The 18,344-nt window shown below is 72.8% G+C and carries 15 protein-coding genes; 4 read left to right on the plus strand and 11 right to left on the minus strand.

Annotated features, from left to right (window positions below):
* Positions 1–182 precede the first annotated feature (182 nt).
* The 4 genes from AB0J21_RS01490 to pcaB all read left to right on the plus strand — a co-directional run bounded on the left by AB0J21_RS01490 (position 183) and on the right by pcaB (position 5,920).
* Positions 183–746 carry an SRPBCC family protein gene (locus tag AB0J21_RS01490; RefSeq protein WP_363143706.1) on the plus strand — a complete coding sequence of 188 codons (564 nt, stop codon included), beginning with the start codon at positions 183–185 and terminating at the stop codon, positions 744–746.
* Positions 747–859: 113 nt separating this feature from the next.
* On the plus strand, positions 860–2,428 hold the full coding sequence (locus tag AB0J21_RS01495) for a class I adenylate-forming enzyme family protein (RefSeq protein WP_363143708.1): 1,569 nt from the start codon (positions 860–862) through the stop codon (positions 2,426–2,428).
* Positions 2,429–2,552: 124 nt separating this feature from the next.
* On the plus strand, positions 2,553–4,523 hold the full coding sequence (locus AB0J21_RS01500) for an FAD/NAD(P)-binding protein (protein WP_363143709.1): 1,971 nt from the start codon (positions 2,553–2,555) through the stop codon (positions 4,521–4,523).
* On the plus strand, positions 4,520–5,920 hold the full coding sequence (pcaB, locus tag AB0J21_RS01505; protein WP_363143710.1) for a 3-carboxy-cis,cis-muconate cycloisomerase: 1,401 nt from the start codon (positions 4,520–4,522) through the stop codon (positions 5,918–5,920). The genes AB0J21_RS01500 and pcaB overlap by 4 nt, the downstream gene beginning before the upstream one ends.
* Positions 5,921–6,589: 669 nt before the next feature.
* Here the strand turns inward: pcaB and AB0J21_RS01510 are convergent.
* The 11 genes from AB0J21_RS01510 to AB0J21_RS01560 form a co-directional block, all read right to left on the minus strand.
* The gene (locus tag AB0J21_RS01510) at positions 6,590–7,174 is read right to left on the minus strand and encodes an NAD(P)H-dependent oxidoreductase (protein WP_363143711.1); all 585 of its coding nucleotides are present in this window, start codon (positions 7,172–7,174) and stop codon (positions 6,590–6,592) included.
* A 177-nt stretch (positions 7,175–7,351) separates the two neighbouring features.
* Positions 7,352–8,980, minus strand: a complete 1,629-nt coding sequence (locus AB0J21_RS01515) for an AMP-binding protein (RefSeq protein ID WP_363143712.1) — start codon at positions 8,978–8,980, stop codon at positions 7,352–7,354.
* A gap of 270 nt (positions 8,981–9,250) precedes the next feature.
* On the minus strand, positions 9,251–9,898 hold the full coding sequence (locus AB0J21_RS01520; RefSeq protein WP_363143714.1) for an NAD(P)H-dependent oxidoreductase: 648 nt from the start codon (positions 9,896–9,898) through the stop codon (positions 9,251–9,253).
* Positions 9,899–10,061: 163 nt separating this feature from the next.
* A complete protein-coding gene (locus tag AB0J21_RS01525; protein WP_363143715.1) occupies positions 10,062–10,445 on the minus strand; it encodes a DUF4440 domain-containing protein in 384 nt (127 codons plus the stop codon).
* A gap of 33 nt (positions 10,446–10,478) precedes the next feature.
* Complete coding sequence (locus AB0J21_RS01530; RefSeq protein ID WP_363143716.1) at positions 10,479–11,096, minus strand: NAD(P)H-dependent oxidoreductase; 618 nt, start codon at positions 11,094–11,096, stop codon at positions 10,479–10,481.
* Between the two features lie 123 nt (positions 11,097–11,219).
* Positions 11,220–12,413: an MFS transporter gene (locus AB0J21_RS01535; protein ID WP_363143717.1), complete on the minus strand. Its 1,194-nt coding sequence runs from the start codon at positions 12,411–12,413 to the stop codon at positions 11,220–11,222.
* A 190-nt stretch (positions 12,414–12,603) separates the two neighbouring features.
* A complete protein-coding gene (locus tag AB0J21_RS01540) occupies positions 12,604–14,088 on the minus strand; it encodes an MFS transporter (RefSeq protein WP_363143718.1) in 1,485 nt (494 codons plus the stop codon).
* Between the two features lie 162 nt (positions 14,089–14,250).
* Positions 14,251–14,739, minus strand: coding sequence for an Rrf2 family transcriptional regulator (locus tag AB0J21_RS01545; protein WP_363143719.1), 489 nt, complete (start codon positions 14,737–14,739; stop codon positions 14,251–14,253).
* 109 nt (positions 14,740–14,848) lie between these two features.
* Positions 14,849–16,435: an FAD-dependent monooxygenase gene (locus tag AB0J21_RS01550; RefSeq protein WP_363143720.1), complete on the minus strand. Its 1,587-nt coding sequence runs from the start codon at positions 16,433–16,435 to the stop codon at positions 14,849–14,851.
* Positions 16,436–16,440: 5 nt separating this feature from the next.
* Entirely contained in the window at positions 16,441–17,241 is an 801-nt protein-coding gene (locus tag AB0J21_RS01555; protein WP_363143721.1) for an arylamine N-acetyltransferase, read from the minus strand.
* Between the two features lie 10 nt (positions 17,242–17,251).
* A complete protein-coding gene (locus tag AB0J21_RS01560; RefSeq protein ID WP_363143722.1) occupies positions 17,252–18,322 on the minus strand; it encodes a ketoacyl-ACP synthase III in 1,071 nt (356 codons plus the stop codon).
* Between the last annotated feature and the right edge of the window lie 22 nt (positions 18,323–18,344).

Raw genomic sequence — 18,344 nt, forward strand, 5'->3', positions numbered from 1 at the left:
TCACCGCCGCCCGAGGGCACCGCGATCCGTCGCGGTGCCCTCTCGACTTCCCGCGAGCGGCAGTGCGCTCTCTCATCCGGAAATGACTGCATCAACTCCCTTTCACGGGGCGGAAATTGAACTTGACGGACCCCGAACCGCTTGATTGCCCGGCTTCCCGGCGCGTCGGCAGTATGGCCGCCATGACAGCGAACACAGAGACCGTCATCGACAATTCCCCGCTCTTCGAACTCGATGCCCGCATTCGCGTTTCGGCGTCCCCGACGAAGATCTACTCCGTGGTCAGCGACCTGACCCGCAGCAAGGAGTGGAGCCCCGAGTGCATGGGCGGCGAGTGGACCCAGGGCGAGCCCTCGGCCGTCGGCTCGGTCTTCCGCGGCGAGAACCTGCGCGGCGAGGACGTCGTCGGCTGGGCGCCACTGGTGCGCGGCACCTGGTACACCGAGGCCCGCGTGGTGGCCGCCGAGCCCGGCCGCACCTTCCGCTGGATGATGCTCACGCACGCCCAGGAGGACCAGGAGTCGGTCTGGGGCTTCGACATCGAGGCCGTCGAGGGCACGGAGGACGGCTCCTCCTGGCTCATCCACCACTTCCGGATGGGCAAGGCCACCGCCGGTATCCACAAGATCGTCGAGAACCTCGACGAGGACGGCCGGAAGCGGTTCGTCCAGGACTGGACGACCAAGCTCGGACAGGACCTCGACGACACGCTGGCCCGTATCAAGGACGTCGTCGAGAACGACTGAGCCGGTCCCCTACAACCGGGCCGCCCGCCGCGCGCACCCGTGAAGTCCCCGCAGTTCCGCACCCCCAGGCACCTCCCCCAGGATTCCGCAGCCATGGACGAGAGATCGGTTACATGTTTCTCCAGCGAATAGGAAGCAAGGGAATTCGGCTCGGCACGCTTTTCGACCGGGCGGCCGCCAGGCACCCGGCGAACTTCGTGATCCTCGACCACGACCTCGACATCGCCCCGGACCTCGGCCGGCGTGCGACCCTGACCGAACTGGCCGATCTCATCGACGACTTCGCCTCCAGGCTGTGGTCGGTCAAGGTCCGCCCCGGCGACCACGTCGTGGTCCACAAGAGCGACGGCTTCGACATCTCCCTCCTCGCCTGTGCCATCGCCCGCACCGGCGCCGTCCCGGTCCTGCTCTCCCCGAAGCTCGACGGCGAGACCGTCGCCGAGCTGCTGCGCAGGGTCGGCCGGCCGTTCCTCGTCACCGACCGGGACAAGCTCGACCACCACCTGCCCGCCGAGGTCTTCGACCTCTCCCGCGAGGTGCTCCTGGCCTCCGGCGAGCACGAGAGGGCCACCTCGTTCGCCTCGCTGGCGGGCGTGGAGCGGGTGCCCGCGGTGTCGATGCCCATCGACCACCCCACGCTCATCACCCACACCTCGGGCACCACCGGCACACCGAAGCTCGCCGTGCACACCGGTCTCAGCTTCCAGGCCCGCTACCGCCCGCAGGCCACCGTCGTGAAGAGCGCGGTGCGGCGCAGCGAACCCATCGCGGTGCACGTGTCGTTCGTGCACTCGCGCATGTTCACGGCGATGCCCATCTCGATCCTCCAGGGGCATCCGCTCATCATCCTGCGCGACGACGACCCGCGGACGGTGGGCGACCTGTTCGCGCAGGTCCCGCCGGGCTTCATCGAGGCCCACCCCAACACCTTCCTGCGCTGGGAGGTGCTGGCCGAGGACCCGCGCGGTCCGCTGGCCAACGTGAAGTACTTCTCCAGCACCTTCGACGCGATCCACCCGCGCACCGTCCACACCCTGCTCAAGGGCTCGCGCCGCAAGGGCCGGCGGTTCGCCCAGGCGTACGGCCAGAGCGAGGTCGGCCCGATCGCCGCGCGCACCTACTCGCTCAAGGACGGCGCCGACTTCAACGGCCGCTGCGTCGGCGTGCCCTTCCCCGGCATGACGGGGGTGCGGGTGGTCAGCCGCAACGGCTCCCCCGTCTCCAAGGAGAACCCCGGCTTCATCGAGGTGCGCAGCGACGGACGGATCGTCACCTACCTGGACGAGCACGAGCGCTGGCAGAAGCAGGTCAACGACGGCTGGTGGCGCATGGGCGACCTCGGCTACCGCACCAGGTTCGGCTGCCTGCACCTGCTGGACCGCGAGGTCGACGAGATCCCCGGGGTGCAGTCCACCCTGGCGATCGAGGACAAGCTGTTCACCCGGCTGCCCGAGCTGGTCGAGGTCATCATCATCCCCGGTCCGGACGGCCGCGCGGTGCCGGTGGTGTGCACCCAGGACGACGCCCCGCTGGACGAGATGGCCTGGAAGACGGCCGTGGTGGACCTGCCGGCTCTCGGCGCCCCCGTCCAGTGGCGGCTGAAGGACCTGCCCCAGACGGCCACCACGAAGATCAAGCGCCTGGAGCTGGCCCGTCTGATCGCGACCGCGCCCGCCGACTGAGGCACGGCGGCTCCTGCCGCGCCGGTGCTCGTCCCACCACAGTTCCCCTCCCCCTCAGGGGGTGTCCGGCGGCCGGTCCCTGCCCGGCCGCCGGTCCCCCCTGCCCAGAAACGGAGTCCCCGCAATGAACAGAACCCTTGAGGTCTGCATCATCGGTGCCGGCCCTCGCGGACTGTCGGTACTGGAGCGGCTGCTGGCCAACGAGCGCCGCGCCCCCGCCCACACCGCGGTCACGGTGCACGTCGTCGACCCCTCGGCGCCGGGCGCGGGCACCGTGTGGCGCCCGGAGCAGTCGCAGTACCTGCTGATGAACACCGTGGCCTCGCAGATCACCGTCTTCACCGACGACAGCGCCGCGATCGAGGGCCCGATCGAGCCAGGACCGAGCCTCTACGAGTGGGCGCAGTCCCTGGCCCTGCTGGGTGATCCGGAGCAGCTGGACGCCGCCGTCCTGGCCGAGGCGAGGCGCCTGGGCCCCGACTCCTATCCCACGCGCGCCTTCTACGGCCGCTACCTGAAGGACTGCTTCGAGCGCATCACCGCGTCGGCGCCCGGCCACGTCGAGGTCCTGGTGCACCGCTCGCGCGCGGTCGCCGCGGCCGACACCCACGGCGTGCCCGGCGGCCCGCAGGGCATCCGTCTGGAGAACGGCACGCGCCTCAACGACCTGGACGCCATCGTCATGGCGCAGGGGCACGTCCCGGCGCGGCTGTCGGCGCGCGAGGCGCGTACCGCGAGCCTGTCCCGCATCCACCACCTCACGTACGTCGCGCCGGCCAACCCGGCCGACCTGGACCTGAGCGACATCGAGCCGGGCCGCAACGTGCTGCTGCGGGGTCTTGGCCTCAACTTCTTCGACCACATGGCGCTGTTCACGCTGGGCCGCGGCGGCCGGTTCGAGCGGGTCGAGGGGCGGCTCGTCTACCGCCGCTCGGGCAGCGAGCCGAAGCTGTTCGCCTTCTCGCGGCGCGGCATCCCGTACCACGCGCGCGGCGAGAACGAGAAGGGCTCCACCGGCCGTTACTTCCCCCGGCTGCTGACGGCGCAGTACATCGCGACCCTGCGGGAGCGTTCCGCCGCCGGGCAGCCGGTCAACTTCGGCGCGGACCTGTGGCCGCTGATCTCCCGTGAGGTGGAGAGCGTCTACTACCGTGCGCTGCTGACCTCCCGGGGCGAGAGCGGGCGCGGCGAGGAGCTGGCCGGCCGGTTCCTCGCGGCGGACGGCGACACGGCGGAGCTGCTCGACGCCTACGGGGTGGCGGCGGAGGAGCGCTGGGACTGGGAGCGCCTGTCCCGCCCGTACGGCGACCGGGTCTTCACCGACCGCGCGGACTTCACGGGCTGGCTGCTCGACTACCTGCGCCAGGACGTCGCCGAGTCCCGCCGGGGCAATGTCAGCGGTCCGCTGAAGGCCGCCCTGGACGTGCTGCGCGATCTGCGCAACGAGATCCGGCTCGCGGTCGACCACGGCGGCCTGGAGGGCGCCTCGCACCGCGACGACCTGGAGGGCTGGTACACGCCGCTCAACGCGTTCCTGTCGATCGGCCCGCCGGCCTCCCGGATCGAGGAGATGGTCGCCCTGATCGAGGCGGGCGTGCTGACCGTGACCGGACCGGGCACGCAGGTCAGGATCGACACCACGGCGCAGACGTACGTGGCGCACTCGGCGACGGTGCCCGGGGAGCCGGTGCGGGCCACCGCGCTCGTCGAGGCCCGGCTGCCCGAGCCCGACCTGCGCCGCACCGACGACCCGCTGCTGCGGCATCTGCTCGACACCGACCAGGCGGCGCCGTACCGGATCGCGGGCGCGGGCGGCGCCGGGTACGAGACGGGCGGACTGGCCGTCACCGAGCGCCCCTACCGGCTGCTCGACGGGCGGGGCCGGGCGCACCCGAGGCGGTTCGCCTACGGGGTGCCCACCGAGTCGGTGCACTGGGTGACCGCGGCCGGGATCCGGCCCGGGGTGGACTCGGTGACCCTCGGCGACTCGGACGCGATCGCGCGTACCGTGCTGACGCTGCCTCCGGTGGCCCGGGTGCCCGACGGGGTCCGCCCCGTGGACGCCGACAACGACCTGTCCGGGGTGATCGTGTGACCTGGTCCCACGCCCCCTTCGTGGACGCGGGACTGCTGTCGCCGGTGCGGGCCGGTACGCCGGTGGAGGCGGCCACCGGCGACCGGGCGTGGCTGCAGGCCATGCTCGACGCCGAGTCCGCGCTGGCCCGGGCGCAGGCGTCGCTGGGGACGGTTCCGAAGGAGGCCGCGGCGGTCATCACCAGGGCGGCCGACGCCGACCGGCTCGACCTGCGGGCGCTGGCGCTCGCGGCCAGGGAGACCGCCAACCCGGTGGTGGGCCTGGTGCAGGCGTTCACCGCGGTGGTGGCGCAGGAGGACCCGCGGGCCGCCGAGTACGTGCACCGGGGGTCCACGAGCCAGGACGTCCTGGACACCGGCGCCATGCTGGTGGCCGCCCGTGCGCTCGGCATCGTCCGGGCCGATCTCACCCGTACGGCGCGGGCGCTGGCCGTGCTCGCCGCCCGGCACCGGGACACGGTGGCCGTCGCCCGCACCTTGTCCCTGCACGCGGTGCCGACGACGTTCGGGCTGAGGGCGGCGGGCTGGCGGGCGCTGGTGCTGGACGCCGAGGCGCGGCTGGCCCGCGTCCACGAGGGCGGGCTGCCCGTCTCCCTGGGCGGGGCGGCCGGCACGCTGGCCGGGTACTTGGAGTACGCGGCCGTCGAGGGGCACGGGGAGCGTCCGGACCCCGAGGGCTACGCCGGCCGGCTGGTCGACGCCTACGCGGCCGAGACGGGGCTGGCCCGCCCGGTGCTGCCCTGGCACGCGCTGCGCACGCCCGTCGCCGACCTCGCGGCGGCGCTCGCCTTCACGGCAGGGGCGCTCGGCAAGATCGCGCTCGACGTGCAGTCCCTCGCCCGGACCGAGGTCGGCGAGGTCGCCGAGCCCGGCGGGCCGGGTCGCGGCGGCTCCTCGGCCATGCCGCACAAGCGCAACCCGGTGCTCGCCACCCTGCTGCGCGGCGCGGCCCTCCAGGTGCCGGCACTCTCCGGCGTCCTGACCCAGTGCCTGATGAGCGAGGACGAGCGCTCCGCCGGGGCCTGGCACGCCGAGTGGCAGGTGCTGCGCGAGTGTCTGCGGCTGTCGGGCGGCGCGGCCCACGCGGCGGCGGAACTCTCCGAAGGGCTTGAGGTCAGGCCGGAACGGATGCGCGCCAACCTGGACATGACGGGCAGTCAGGTCGTCTCGGAGCGGGTGGCCGCGCGGCTCGCCCCGGCGCTCGGGAAGGCCCGCGCCCGCGCGCTGCTGACCGGGGCCACGCAGGAGGCCGAGACCTCCGGCCGTCCGCTGGCCGAGGTGCTCGGCGCCCTGCCGGGGCTGCCGCCCGGGATCGCGGACGAGCTGACGGACCTGTGCGACCCGGCCGAGTACACCGGCGCCGCGGCCCTACTCGTGGACGAGGCCCTGACCTCCTGACCCCCGACGGCTGCCCCGCCGTGGCCCGGTCCTGCGGGGCCACGGCCCGAGGTGGCCGGGCACGGCAGGACGGGCGGCCAGCTGGCTGGTCGAGGAGGTCCTCACCCGTGACCGGAGGAGCGGTGGCGGGTCCCCGTACTCGGTGAGGGGCCGCGCGCCGCCTACGACCGGTGGCGGTCGCCGGTTTCGGCGACGCGCCCGCGCCGGACGCCCGGGGCGGTGGAGTACGTGCGCGAGGACCGGCGCACCGGCACGTACGCCAAGGTGGTGCTCGCCGCCGACGTCCGTACCGTGCGCGGCGGCGGGCCGGCCGACGACACGTCCGTCTGCACGACGCCGCGCCCCGACCGGTCGGGAACTGCCCGCTCTGATCGCGGAGTTGTCGACGGGGAGGCCGTGACCTCCACGGCCGGCACCCACGGCCGGGCGGGCCGCCGCCGTTTCCGGCGTGGCCCGTCCGGCCGTGGGTGTGATGTGGCGGTCCGGTGATCCGTCAGCGTACTGCCGGGCGGCGCGGTGGGGTGTTCGCGCCCGCGGTCCGGGGGTGGTCGGTCCTCCACGGGCCCGCGCACGGGATGTGGCGCGAGGCGGAGGGCGGCGTGGGCCTGGGCGGCCGGCACCCGGGGGTGGTGGGTGCGGCGCGCGGGCGGCCCGGGAGCGGGCCGGTGGTCAGTTGTCGTACGGGCGGACGCGCTTGGCCTCCTTGGTGGCCAGGGCCCACCAGGTCAGCTTGTCCCACAGGACCTTCGCCGCCGCCTCGGCGTCGGCCGGCTCGATGAGGTCGCCCTCCGCGTCGAACTGTCCCCACGGGCCGTGGAAGCTGACGGCGTCGCGGACCGTGACGGCGTGCAGTTCGTTGAAGATGTGGCGCAGCTGCTGGACGGCGCGCAGGCCGCCGGCGAGGCCTCCGTACCCGACGAAGCCCACGGGCTTGGCGTGCCACTCGTTCTGCGTCCAGTCCAGGGCCGCCTTGAGGGAGGCCGGGAAGCTGTGGTTGTACTCCGGGGTCACCACCACGAAGCCGTCCGCCCGGGTCAGACGCGCCGAGAACGCGGCGAGCAGCTCCGCCACCTCGGGCGAGGGCTCGTCGGTCAGCGCCGTGGGCAGCGGGAAGTCCGCGAGGTCGACGAGGTCGATCTCGATGTCGTCGCGCTGGCCGGCGGTGCCGACGAGCCAGTTCGCGATCGTCGGGCCGAAACGGCCCTTGCGTACGCTCGTCAGGATCACAGCCACACGGATGTGGTCAGTCGACATGTCAGGCCCTTTCACCAACGGTCGGTCCGTCCTTCCCCAAGAAGAACAAACCCGCATGCGGGTTTCCAAGCCGTATCGAAAAACTCGATGCGACACACGTCTGCCGGACCCGCTCGGGAGCGGGTCCGGCAGGGCCGTGGGTGGGGCGGGACCGTCGCGCGGCCGGGTGACGGCTGATCAGCGGCCGGCGGTCGCGGGGACCTCCTCGGCGGCCCCGGGCGCGGCCTCGGCGGCCGGCCGGGAGGCGGTGGGCTCCTCCGCGAGCTGCCGGGCCAGCTCCAGCCGCTTGATCTTCGCGGTGGCGGTGCGCGGCAGCTCGGACAGACGGCGCTGGACGGGCTCGCCCAACGCGGGCTGGTCGGCGACCGCGGTCCGCCAGCGCTCCAGGTCGAGCGGCTTGTCCCCGCGCGTGCACACCACAGGCACCGGCCGCCTGTCCGGGCCGGGCACGACGACCAGTTCGGTCAGCTCGTCCAGGCGGTGCAGGACCGCGTCCTCGACCTCCAGGGTGGAGTCGATGCCGGGGATGACGTCGACCTCGCGGTCCAGCAGGTGCAGGCAGCCCCACTTGGTGCGGTAGCCGACGTCGCCCCCGCGCCACCACTCCCCCACGACCTGCTTGTCGAAGCGCTCCTGCTCGCCGTAGTAGGACAGCGCCCGGCCCGCGGTCGCGACGTCGATGTAGCCGGGGTTCTCCTTCGTCGGCCGCTGCCCGCCGCGCGCGACCAGGCGGTACTTGGTCATGAACGGCGTGGGGTAGCCCTGGCAGCGGCCGTCGGCCTTGAGGGCGTTGCGGCGCCGGTAGGTGCGGGCGGCCAGCGGACCGCACTCGCTCTGCCCGTACACCTGGAGGAACACCGGGCTGCGGCGGTCCGAGGCGTGCATGAACTTGTGCATGGTGCTGGGGTGGATGGCGTCGAAGGTGCTGTTGAAGTACTTGACGGTGGAGACCGGCCGGCGCGGGTCGTCCAGCATCTCCTCCCATTCCAGGTAGGAGTTGGGGTGCGTCTCCAGGACGCCCGGGCGGTGTTCGGTCAGGATGTCGGCGACGTGCGCGGGGCTGGCGTCGTTCATGAAGACCATCGGCATGCCGCGGGACTGGAGCACGGCGAGGCCGAGGTACATCCGCGAGTGCACGTAGGAGACGTGCATCGCGACGGTCTCCCGCTTGCGGATGAACGACACCACCTTGTCCTGCCAGTTGCCCCGGGCACCCAGCGAACGGGCCGAGTGCACCACGAGTTTGGGTACGCCGGTGGTCCCCGAGGTGTGGGTCATCAGGGCGGGCTGGTCGGGGTCGAGCAACACCGGCCGGCGCACCGGCCCCGCGAGGTCGGCCAGGGCGACGGCGTCCGGGTGGGAGCCGGTCGCGGTGACCACCCGCGCGGTCAGCTCGCCCAGCGCCAGTCCGGCCAGCGAACCGGTCAGCTTGACCTCGTCGGTGAGCAGGGTGGGCCGCTCCAGCCGCTCCAGCAGCTTGCCGACGCTCTCCCCGTCCAGGTGCGGGGAGAGCATCGCCGGCACGGCGCCGATCCGGGCCACCGCGCACGCCAGCACGGTGATGTCGAAGCTCGACGTCTTGTGGACCGCCACGTGTTCACTGGGACGCACTCCGGCCGCCCACAGCCGGTCGGCGGTGGCGGCCACGAGCGCGGCGAACTCCGCGACGGTGAAGGTGCGTCCCGCCCCGGGAAAGGCGTCCATGTCGTGGTCGAGCGTGATCGGGGTGTTTCCGTACTTCTGCGCCGCCTGCTCGGAGACCACTCCGAGATAGAGGAACTTCTTACTTTTCGGAACCTTATACATCAGGACTCTTCCTCCGAGAACCGATACACGGGACAGGAATTCCTCCGTACAAGTTCGCATGACGCCTGACCGGCGGAAAGGAGCGCCCGGGGAATGCGTCATATCGGATTTCCGGGTTCCTGGATTCCCCGGGATTCCTGGATTCCCGGGGGTTCCTGGATTCCCGGGGGTTCCTGGATTTCCGAAGGCGGTTTTCCGTACCCCGGGGGGACACATGGGAAAGGGGCCGGACCGCGCCTTTCGGCGCGGTCCGGCCCCTTGGACGGTCGGTCAGTCCCGGGCCAGTCCCTTCTTGAGGGCCTCGGCCACCTTCAGGGTGCGGACCGTCTGGTAGCCGACGGCCGCGAGGTTGTCGTCGGTGACGTTCTGCGCGAGGTGGCCGGGGATGGCCTGCAGGCCGGAGGTCGCGCTCACCCCGTAGGGGTTGCCGTTGCTCGGCGTGAGCAGGATGTCGTCGGTCACGCCGGGCGGCACGATGACGGCGCCCCAGTGGTAGAAGACGTTGCTCAGCGAAAGGAGCGTCGACTCCTGGCCCCCGTGCTGGGTGCCCGTCGAGGTGAACGCGGACATGGCCTTGTTCATCAGGCCGCGCCGGGCGTGCAGTTCGAAGGTCTGGTCGATGAAGTGCTTGAGCGGGCCGGCCAGCAGTCCGTAGCGGCCCGGGGTGCCCCAGACCACGGCGTCCGCCCAGTCCAGGTCGTCGATGGCGGCCGTGGCCACGTCCCGGCTGGCGGCTACGTGCTCGTGGTTGGCCTGGGACCACTCGGCGTAGTGGGGCGCGAGCGGCTCCTCGGTGATCTCCGCGACGCGGCGCAGCCGGACCTCGGCGCCCGCCTTCTGAGCCGCCTCGGCCGCGGCGACCGCCAGCTTGTGGATGTTCCCGGTGGCCGAGTAATAGACGATGGCGACATTGGTCATGGCCGTACTGCTCCCTTGTCGATGGGGGTGCCTGGGTGCCGTTGCGCGGCGTGCGTCGCCCATCCTGGCGCGGACGGGCGCCCGGGAGCCACGGGAACGCGTTAGTCCGTCAAGTAGCCCCCGGTTCCGGTCCGCTCGCGGGCGGACGGGCGGGTGGCCGGTCTCACTGACCGGCCTTCTCGACGCCCGGCGGGTTGTCGATGATGTAGCGCCACAGTCCGTCCGGGCCGCGTCGGGCCACGTCGGTGGCGGTGCCCTCGATGTGCACGCGCTCGCCGTCCGGCCGGGTGCCGTCGATGACGAAGTCGCCGATCAGCAGGGCCGTGTCCTCGTAGACGTAGCTGTGGCGCAGGCTGATGTCGATCGGGACGCCGAGCGCCAGGAAGCTGCTGGTCGCGTGCCTGCGGCCGTCGCCGGTGACCACCTCGCCGGGCCGCAGCACCCGCACCGCCGCGGGCTCGAAGAGCCGGTCGATGGCGGTGAGGTCCTTGGCGTTGAAGGCGGCCACGAACGTCGCGGGCAGCTGGGCCGGGTCACTGACTGCCATGGGGATACTCCCTCCTCACGTGGTCCGCCCGGGTCAGGCGGCGGCCGGGGCCGCCGAGCGGGCCGCCTTCAGCGCGGCGGCGACATGGATGGTGCGGCGGGTCTGGTAGGCGATGGCGCCGGCGTTCTCCTCGTGGATGAAGCCGGCCCGGTTGCCCGCGACGGTGCTCGCGCCGTACGGGTTGCCGTTGTTCTTCTCGTACAGCACCGGGTCGGCCGAGCCGGTGGCGACGAGGACCGCGCCCCAGTGGCAGACGGCGTTGTGCAGGGCGAGGATCGTCGTCACCTGGCCGCCGTGCTCGGCGGAGCCGGAGGCGAAGGCGGAGACGGCCTTGTCGAGCAGCTCGCCGCGGATCGACAGCGGCGAGGTGGTGTTGATCCACTGCATCAACTGCGGTGCGGCCAGGCCGAAGTGGACCGGGGAGCCGAGCAGTACGGCGTCCGCCCACTGGAGGTCCTCCAGCGTCGCCTCCGGTATCCGCGCGGCTTCGGCGGCGTGCTCCTGGGAGCCGGGCCGCCCGGTGGCGGCGATCTCGGGCACCCGGCGCAGCCGCACCTCGGCACCCTCCTGGACGGCGGCCGCAGCGGCGGCCTCGGCGAGGCGGTGGGTCGAACCGGTGGAGGAGTAGTAGATGACGGCGACGTTCGTCATGGTCGGGCGCTCCCTGGGCGTACGGGTGTGAGGAACACGTGGCTGTCGGAAAGGGGTGTCGGTTGACTGTCCGCATCGTGGTCGGCGGGGCCGGGGCGCGACAACGCGTGGCCGGCGAGTGCGTCAGGTCGCGCGTCCGCGGCGGACGACGCCCAGCGTGGCCAGGGCCAGGGCGAGCGCGAGGAACAGGGCGAGGTGGCCGAACCGGTCGAAGAGGGGCGCGAGTTGCGCGCCGGCTCCGGCCCCGACGTTGAGCGTGAAGCCGTACAGCGCGATCGCGGTGGTCTGGGCGGCGGCGCCGACCCGGGCGCCGACCGACTGGATGAGGGCGGGGCCGAGGGTGGAGAAGCCCGCCATGAAGGCGAACAGCGCGGCCCCCAGGGCGACGGCGTCGTCGCCGCCCAGCGCGGCGGCCAGCATCGCCGCGGTGGTCACCACGAGCGCCCCCGCGGCCCTGCGGGAGGCCGGGACACGGGCCAGGGCCGGGGCGATCAGGACGGCGCCCAGCAGTGCCGGCAGGGCACTGGCCCGCAGCGCCAGCAGGGGCGCGCCACCGCTCGCCACGTCGGGCGGACCGTAGAGCTGGACCCCGGTGTACACGGCGGTGAGGCTGCCCGCGCCGACGAGGATGACGAGGTACAGCGGGATCACCCGGGCGCTCAGCGCGGCTCGCGCTCCGGCCGGTGCCGGCCGGCCGGAGGGGGCGGCCCGCGGCCGTTCCTCGGGCAGCAGCACCCGCCAGGACACCGCGGCGCCCAGGAGCAGCAGGGGTACGGTCCCCCAGAACACCCAGACCCAGCCGGCCACCGCGGCCACCACCTGGGCCTCGACCTGGCCGATGACCACGGTGGCCCCCATGCAGGCGGAGACCACGGTCAGCGCCAGTGAGGCGCGGCGCGGCGCGAAGCGGGCGTTCAGGTAGGCGTACGCCATGGGGATGAACGAGCCCGCGAACAGCCCCTGGAGGGCGCGCAGGGTCACCCCGGGGGTCAGGGAGCCCACGAGGGGCAGTACGGCGGTGACGACGGCCATGGCGAGGACGTTGACCACCATGACCGCCCGCCGCCCCCAGCGGTTGGAGAGCGGTCCGCTGACGAGCGAGCCGACCGCGTGGGCGAAGGCGAAGGCCGTGGTCGAGGCGGCCGCCGAGCCGGCCGGGACCCCCCAGGCGTCCGCGAGCTGCGGCATGAGCGGGATGGTCACGTACATCTGGCCCACCACGAGCACGCCCATCACGGACACCGTCGCGACGGTGGCGGCGAACGGCGCGTTCGGGGACCTGACCGAGGGCACCTCGGCCACTTGGGTTTTCGACATGTGCCGAGCCTGCGAGCGGAGCACGGCGAGGGCCAAGCCGATCACGGGCAAAGCATCAAGTCGTTTTACGGTGCGGTCACTTGACGGCACAGCGGGGCCGGGCATGCCGGAACCCCCGCGCCGGGCGGGGGAACGTACGACGCGGGGGTCCGGCGACCGGCGCGCCCCTGGGGGCGCGCCGGAGTGCGGATCAGACCTGGACGGTCTGCGGCTCCTCGACCGAGGAGGCGGTGGTGTCCGCCTCGGCGACGGCCTGGGGCTTGCCCGGCTTCCGCAGGCCGAGGGCGACCAGCGCGGTCACCGCGATACCGGCCGCGGCGATGAACACGGCGGTGCGCAGCCCGTCGGTGGTGGCCGAGCGCAGCGCCTCGCCCCGCACACCGTCGAGGCCGGAGTTGGCGACGGCGACCAGGATGGCGAGGCCGACCGCGCCTCCGATCTGCTGGGTGGTGGAGGCCCAGCCGGAGGCGATGCCCTGCTCGCTCGGGTCCACGCCGATGGTGGCGGCGCCGAACATCAGGGTGTAGCCGGCGCCCTGGCCGAGGCCCATGACGACCATGCCGGGGATCAGCGCCACGTAGGAGGCGTCGGTGGCCAGGGTGAGGCCCACGACGACGGTGCCGACGAAGCCCACCAGCAGGCTGGCGATCATGATGGCGCGCAGTCCGTACTTGGTGGCCAGCCGGCCGGCCGTCTGGGCGCCGATGGAGATGGCGACCATGGGGACGAGGAAGGCGAGGCCGGTCTCCAGCGCGCTGTAGCCGTGCACGCCCTGGAAGTAGACGGTGAGGAAGTACAGCAGGGTGCCGAAGGTGGCCATGTAGAAGAAGGTGACCCCGGCGCCGGTGCTCAGGTTCCGGTTGCGGAACAGGCGCAGCGGCATCAGCGGGTCGCTGCTGCGCTTCTCGATCTGCAGGAAGGCGACCAGCAGCGCCGCGCCGAAGAGGAAGGCGCCGACGATCAGGCCCGAGCCCCAGCCCGACTCCGGTCCCTGCACGAGGGCGAAGACCACGGAGGTGGTGCCGACCGTGGAGGTCAGCGCTCCGGCCAGGTCGAAGGAGCGGCGGGAGCCGCCCAGCTGGTCGGGGGCGATCAGCGGGAAGGCGAAGGCGATGGCGACGACGGCGAGCGGGACGTTGACGTAGAACACCGACTCCCAGCCGAAGGCCTGGGTGAGGACGCCGCCGAGCAGCGAACCGAGGATCATTCCGGAGCCGCCCGCGGTGCCCCACACGGCGAAGGCGCGGTTGCGCTCCTTGCCCTCGGCGAACTTGGTGGAGACCAGGGTCAGGGTGGCCGGGAAGAGGAAGGCACCGCCGACGCCCTGCACCGCGCGGGCGGCGATCAGCACGCCCGGTTCGGTGGCCAGGCCGCCGACCAGTGAGGACACCCCGTACAGCGCGATGCCCAGGACGAAGATGCGGCGCGGTCCGAACAGGTCGCAGGCCCGGCCGCCGAGCAGCAGGAACCCGCCGAAGGCCACCGCGTAGGCGCTGACCACCCACTGCAGGCTCTGGGCGGAGAAGCCGAGTCCGCTGCCGATCTCCGGCAGGGCGACGTAGACGATGTTGTAGTCGATGGAGATGATCAGCTGGGCGAACGCCAGCAGCGCCAAGAGGAGTCCGGTGCGCCGGCGGGGCGCGTCCGTGACGGCGCCTGTGGCCGAAGACGGCATGGCTGAGCCTTTCACTACGGGGTCGGAAGGTCGGGGCGCACACCGCCGGTGTTGCCGGTGGGGGGACGGCCCCGGGCGCACAGCGGGTGCGCCGAGGACGGGCTCTGGGTGGTGCGGGGTGGTGCGGGGTGGTCCGGGGTGGTGCGGGCCGGGCCGGGGCGTTCAGTTCTCCTCGAACCAGCGGCGTACCTGGTCGGGGGCCGTGGGGTTGGCCCGCCGTACCGTGTCGGCCAGCTCGGCGATCGTGTGATCGGCGAGCCGGCGCCGCCAGGCCAGTTCAGCCGTGGAGAAGGCCTGGGCCACGGTGCAGGTGGTGCGGTGGGCGGCGGCCGGCCCGGAGATGCGTCCGGCCGGGCCGTGGTGGCGGATGCCCGTGCACAGGAAGGCCTGTGCCGAACCGTCGATGGCCGCCGCCACGTCCATCAGGCTGATGGACTCCGGCTCCCGGTTGAGACGGAATCCGCCGCGGGGACCGGAGCGGGAGGCGACGATGCCGACGCTTCCCAGGGCGTTCAGCTGCTTGTTGAGGTAAGCCGTGGGCAGGTCGTGGAACGCGGCCAGTCTGGCTGCCGGCACCGCCCTGTCCGGGGAGATCCAGGACAGGTTGATGCAGCAGTGCACCGCCCACTCCACGCCCTCTCTCAGCTTCATGTCCCGGACATTACGCATCCGGGATGTCCGCCAGAAGGGCTCACCCGTTTTTACGTCAAGTCGCCCTGGGCGGCGATGTCAGCGCAGCTCGGAGGCGGTTGTGGAACAGTCACGGGCCCTGCGGCCCCGGTTCGAGCGCGACACCCAGCTCCGCCTCCAGACGATCCAGATCGCCCTGGTGGCCGTGTGCGGCGATGTGCCCGTCCGGGCGCACCAGCCAGTAGCCGGCGCTGCGGCAGCCGGTGGCGAAGGCGCTCTCGCGGCGCCGCAGCGCCACGGTGCGCAGCCGCTGCCCGTACCGGGCGGCGACGTGCCCGGCCTCGGCGGCCCACGGCTCCGAGGGCGGAGCGAGGACCAGGGTCCAGGCGCGCGGGTCGGCGTCGGGTCCGCTGACGCCGTGGGCGAGCGCGGCGCGTCGGGGGAAGACCGCGCCCTCCTTGAGGCCGCCGGGGACCCGGCCGCGCAGTCGGCAGCCGGCGAGTCCGGAGGGCCGCTGGGTCTCGCGCGGCGGCGGGTAGGCCAGGCGCCGTCCGGCCATCACGGGGGTGTAGAACCGCGAGACGGCGCCGGTGCGGTCGAGCAGCTTGAAGGCGGCGTCCCGGGCCGCCACCTTGGCCCGGGACTTCGCCACCCAGGCACGGGTCTGCAGGTCGGTGTCCCGCACGATCTGCCGGGTGGCCTCCGAACGCTCGGTCCCGTAGGTGGCGAGCAGCGTCGCGGGAGAGGTGTTGTGGATGACGGCGGCCAGCTTCCAGGCCAGGTTCTGGGCGTCCTGGAGTCCGTTGTTCATGCCCTGGCCGCCCGCCGGGCTGTGCACGTGGGCGGCGTCGCCGGCGAGGAAGACCCGGCCGACCGCGAAGTCGGAGGCGTGCCGGGCGTGGACCCGGAAGACCGCCTGCCACACCGCCTCGGTCAGCCGTACGCCGCGCGGCCCGCGCTCGTCGACGATCTCCCGCATCAGGTCCAGGGAGACCTCGCGGCGGCCCTGCGGCATGATCGACAGGAAGCGGTAGACGCCTCCGGGCATGGGCACCACGACGAGGGCCCCGCTGGGCGCCTGGTAGAACAGGCACTCGTTGTCCGGGAGTTGACCCTCGATCCGGGCGTCGACCAGGGCGAAGGCCAGCTCGTAGGTACTGCCTTGGAAGCCGATGCCGAGCTGTCCGCGGACCGCGCTGCCCGCGCCGTCGGCGCCGACCACGTAGGGGGCCCGGATGCGGTCGAGGCCGCCTTCTGCCGTCTCGACCACGGCGGTGACGTCCTGGCCCGAGCCGACGCCGCCCGCGAAGTCGACGCCTTCGAGGGCCAGCAGCCGCACCCCGCGCTCGACCTTGCCGCCCAGCTCGGCCAGGCGTTCGGTGAGCAGCCGTTCGGTGACGTGCTGGGGCAGCACCCGGCAGGCGGTGTCCTCGGTCAGCGCGAAGGAGGCCAGTGGGGTGCGTTCGGAGAAGTAGCTGAGCCGGTCGATCCGCGCGGACTCGCGCCGGACGCCGTCCGCGAGTCCGGCGTCCTCCAGGATATCCAGGGCACGGGGCCACACGGAAAGGGCCTTGGGCGTGGTCGACGGTTCCGCGGCGCGGTCGATCACCCGCACCCGTACGCCGCGGCGCATCAGCTCGACCGCGGTCAGCAGTCCGGTGGGGCCGGAGCCGACGACGAGTACGTCGATGCCGGCGCCGCTGAGGTTCTCGCTCATCGTCCTCACTCCGTCCGCACGCCGGCGGTGACGCCTCCGGCGGGCTCCTCGGGCAGCGTCTCCAGGCTGATGCCGAAGTACTTCTTGTAGGCCTCGAACGCCTCGGCCTCGGTCTCCAGGGTCTGCTTGGCGCGCTCCTGGCCGGCGACGCTGCTCATGCGGTAGTTGCCCTTGAGCGTGACCAGTCCGTCGGGGGTGCGGATGGAGCAGAACAGGGCCTGCAGGAACGAGGAGTCGGGCGAGGTGCGGTACCACCACAGGGTCGGCGCGAAGTCCTCGACGCGCACCGGCCGGTCGGCGACCCGGTAGAGGGGCTTGCCGGCGAGGTACACGTCGATGGCGCCGTCGCCCGCGTCCTGGATCCGGTACTCGCCGTGCGGGTCCTGCTGCGCCTCGCGCGAGGAGAGGTCCAGCGGGAAGCGGCTGTTGCGGCCGAAGCCGACGTCGACGAGCCAGTCGCGCCCGTCCGCCTTGACGCGCAGCGCCAGGTGGCCGAGGAACGGGCCGAGGCCGTCGGGCCGGTGCACCCAGCCGGGCAGGATGTCGACCTCGTAGCCGAGCGAGGTCAGCAGGAACGAGAGGGCGGGGTTGACCTCGTAGCAGCCGCCGCCGCGGTGGCGGCGGACGATCTTCTCCAGGACCCGTTCGTCCATGAAGATGTCCTCGCCCTGGTGGTAGTCGAGGTTCTCGAAGGGCACCGAGAGAAGGTGCCGCTCCATCACGTGGCGGAGCCCCTTGAGGTCCGGTCGCTCGGGGCGGGTCGCGCCGATCCGGGCCAGGTAGTCGTCCATGATGCCGTCCTGCATCGCCGTCTCCTCAGCTGCGGGGGGTGGTGGGTGCGTAGGTGGTGTGGGTGGGTACGGGGTGCTGCCAGCGCAGCAGCGACAGGCCCATGGCCATGCCGCCGCCGAAAGCGGCCATCAGCACCAGGTCGCCGTCGGACAGTCGCCCGGTGCGGAACGCGTGGTCGAGGGTGATGGGGACCGAGGCGGACCCGGTGTTGCCGTACTCCTCGTAGGTGGTGCGGGTGTGGCCGGCGCCGATGCCGAGCGTGGCCGACAGGTCGTCGAGCATCCGTCCGTTGGCCTGGTGGGGCACGAACTGGTCGATGTCGGCGGCCGTGTAGCCCGCCTCGCGGACGAAGGCGGTGATGGCGGGGGCGACGGTCCCGGTGACGAAATCGCGCACCCCCCGGCCGTTCATGGTGAAGTAGTGCAGCCCGGCCGCGAGGGTTTCGGGGGTCGCGGGCAGCCGGCTGCCGCCCGCGGGCACCTCGATCAGGTCGCGTTCGGCGCCGAAGCCCGCCAGCCGTCCGGCCAGCAGTCCGCGCCCGGGGCGGGCCGGGCCGAGGACGACCGCGCCGGCGCCGTCCCCGAAGAGGATGGCGGTCCGCCGGTCGGCGGGGTCGAGGATGCGGGAGTAGACGTCCGCGCCGATGACGAGCGCGTACGGGGAGTCCGAACCGGCCAGGATGTGCTGCGCGGTGTTGAGCGCGAACACGAAGCCGCTGCACACGGCGTTGACGTCGAAGGCGGCGGCGCCGTGTCCCGCGCCGAGGCCGTCGGCGACGATGCTGGCGGTGGGCGGCTGCGGCTGGTCGGGCGTCGAGGTGGCGACGACGACCAGCGAGAGGTCGGCGGCGGTGATGCCCGCGGCCTCCATGGCGGCCCGTCCGGCGGCGACGGCGAGGTCGGAGGTGGCCTCGTCGGGCTTGGCCCGGCGCCTGGAGCGTATGGCGGTCTTGTGTCTGATCCACTCGTCGGTGACTCCGGCCGCGGCTCCCACCTCGTCGTTGCCGACGACGTGGGAGGGCAGGCAGGAGCCCGTCCCCAGGATGGCGATGCCACCGGCCGTCCGGCCGGCTCTGGCCGTACCCGTGCTGATCATGGTCGTGACCCTTCCGTGAGCG

The organism is Streptomyces sp. NPDC049954, from assembly GCF_040656295.1.
Classification (GTDB): Bacteria; Actinomycetota; Actinomycetes; order Streptomycetales; family Streptomycetaceae; genus Streptomyces.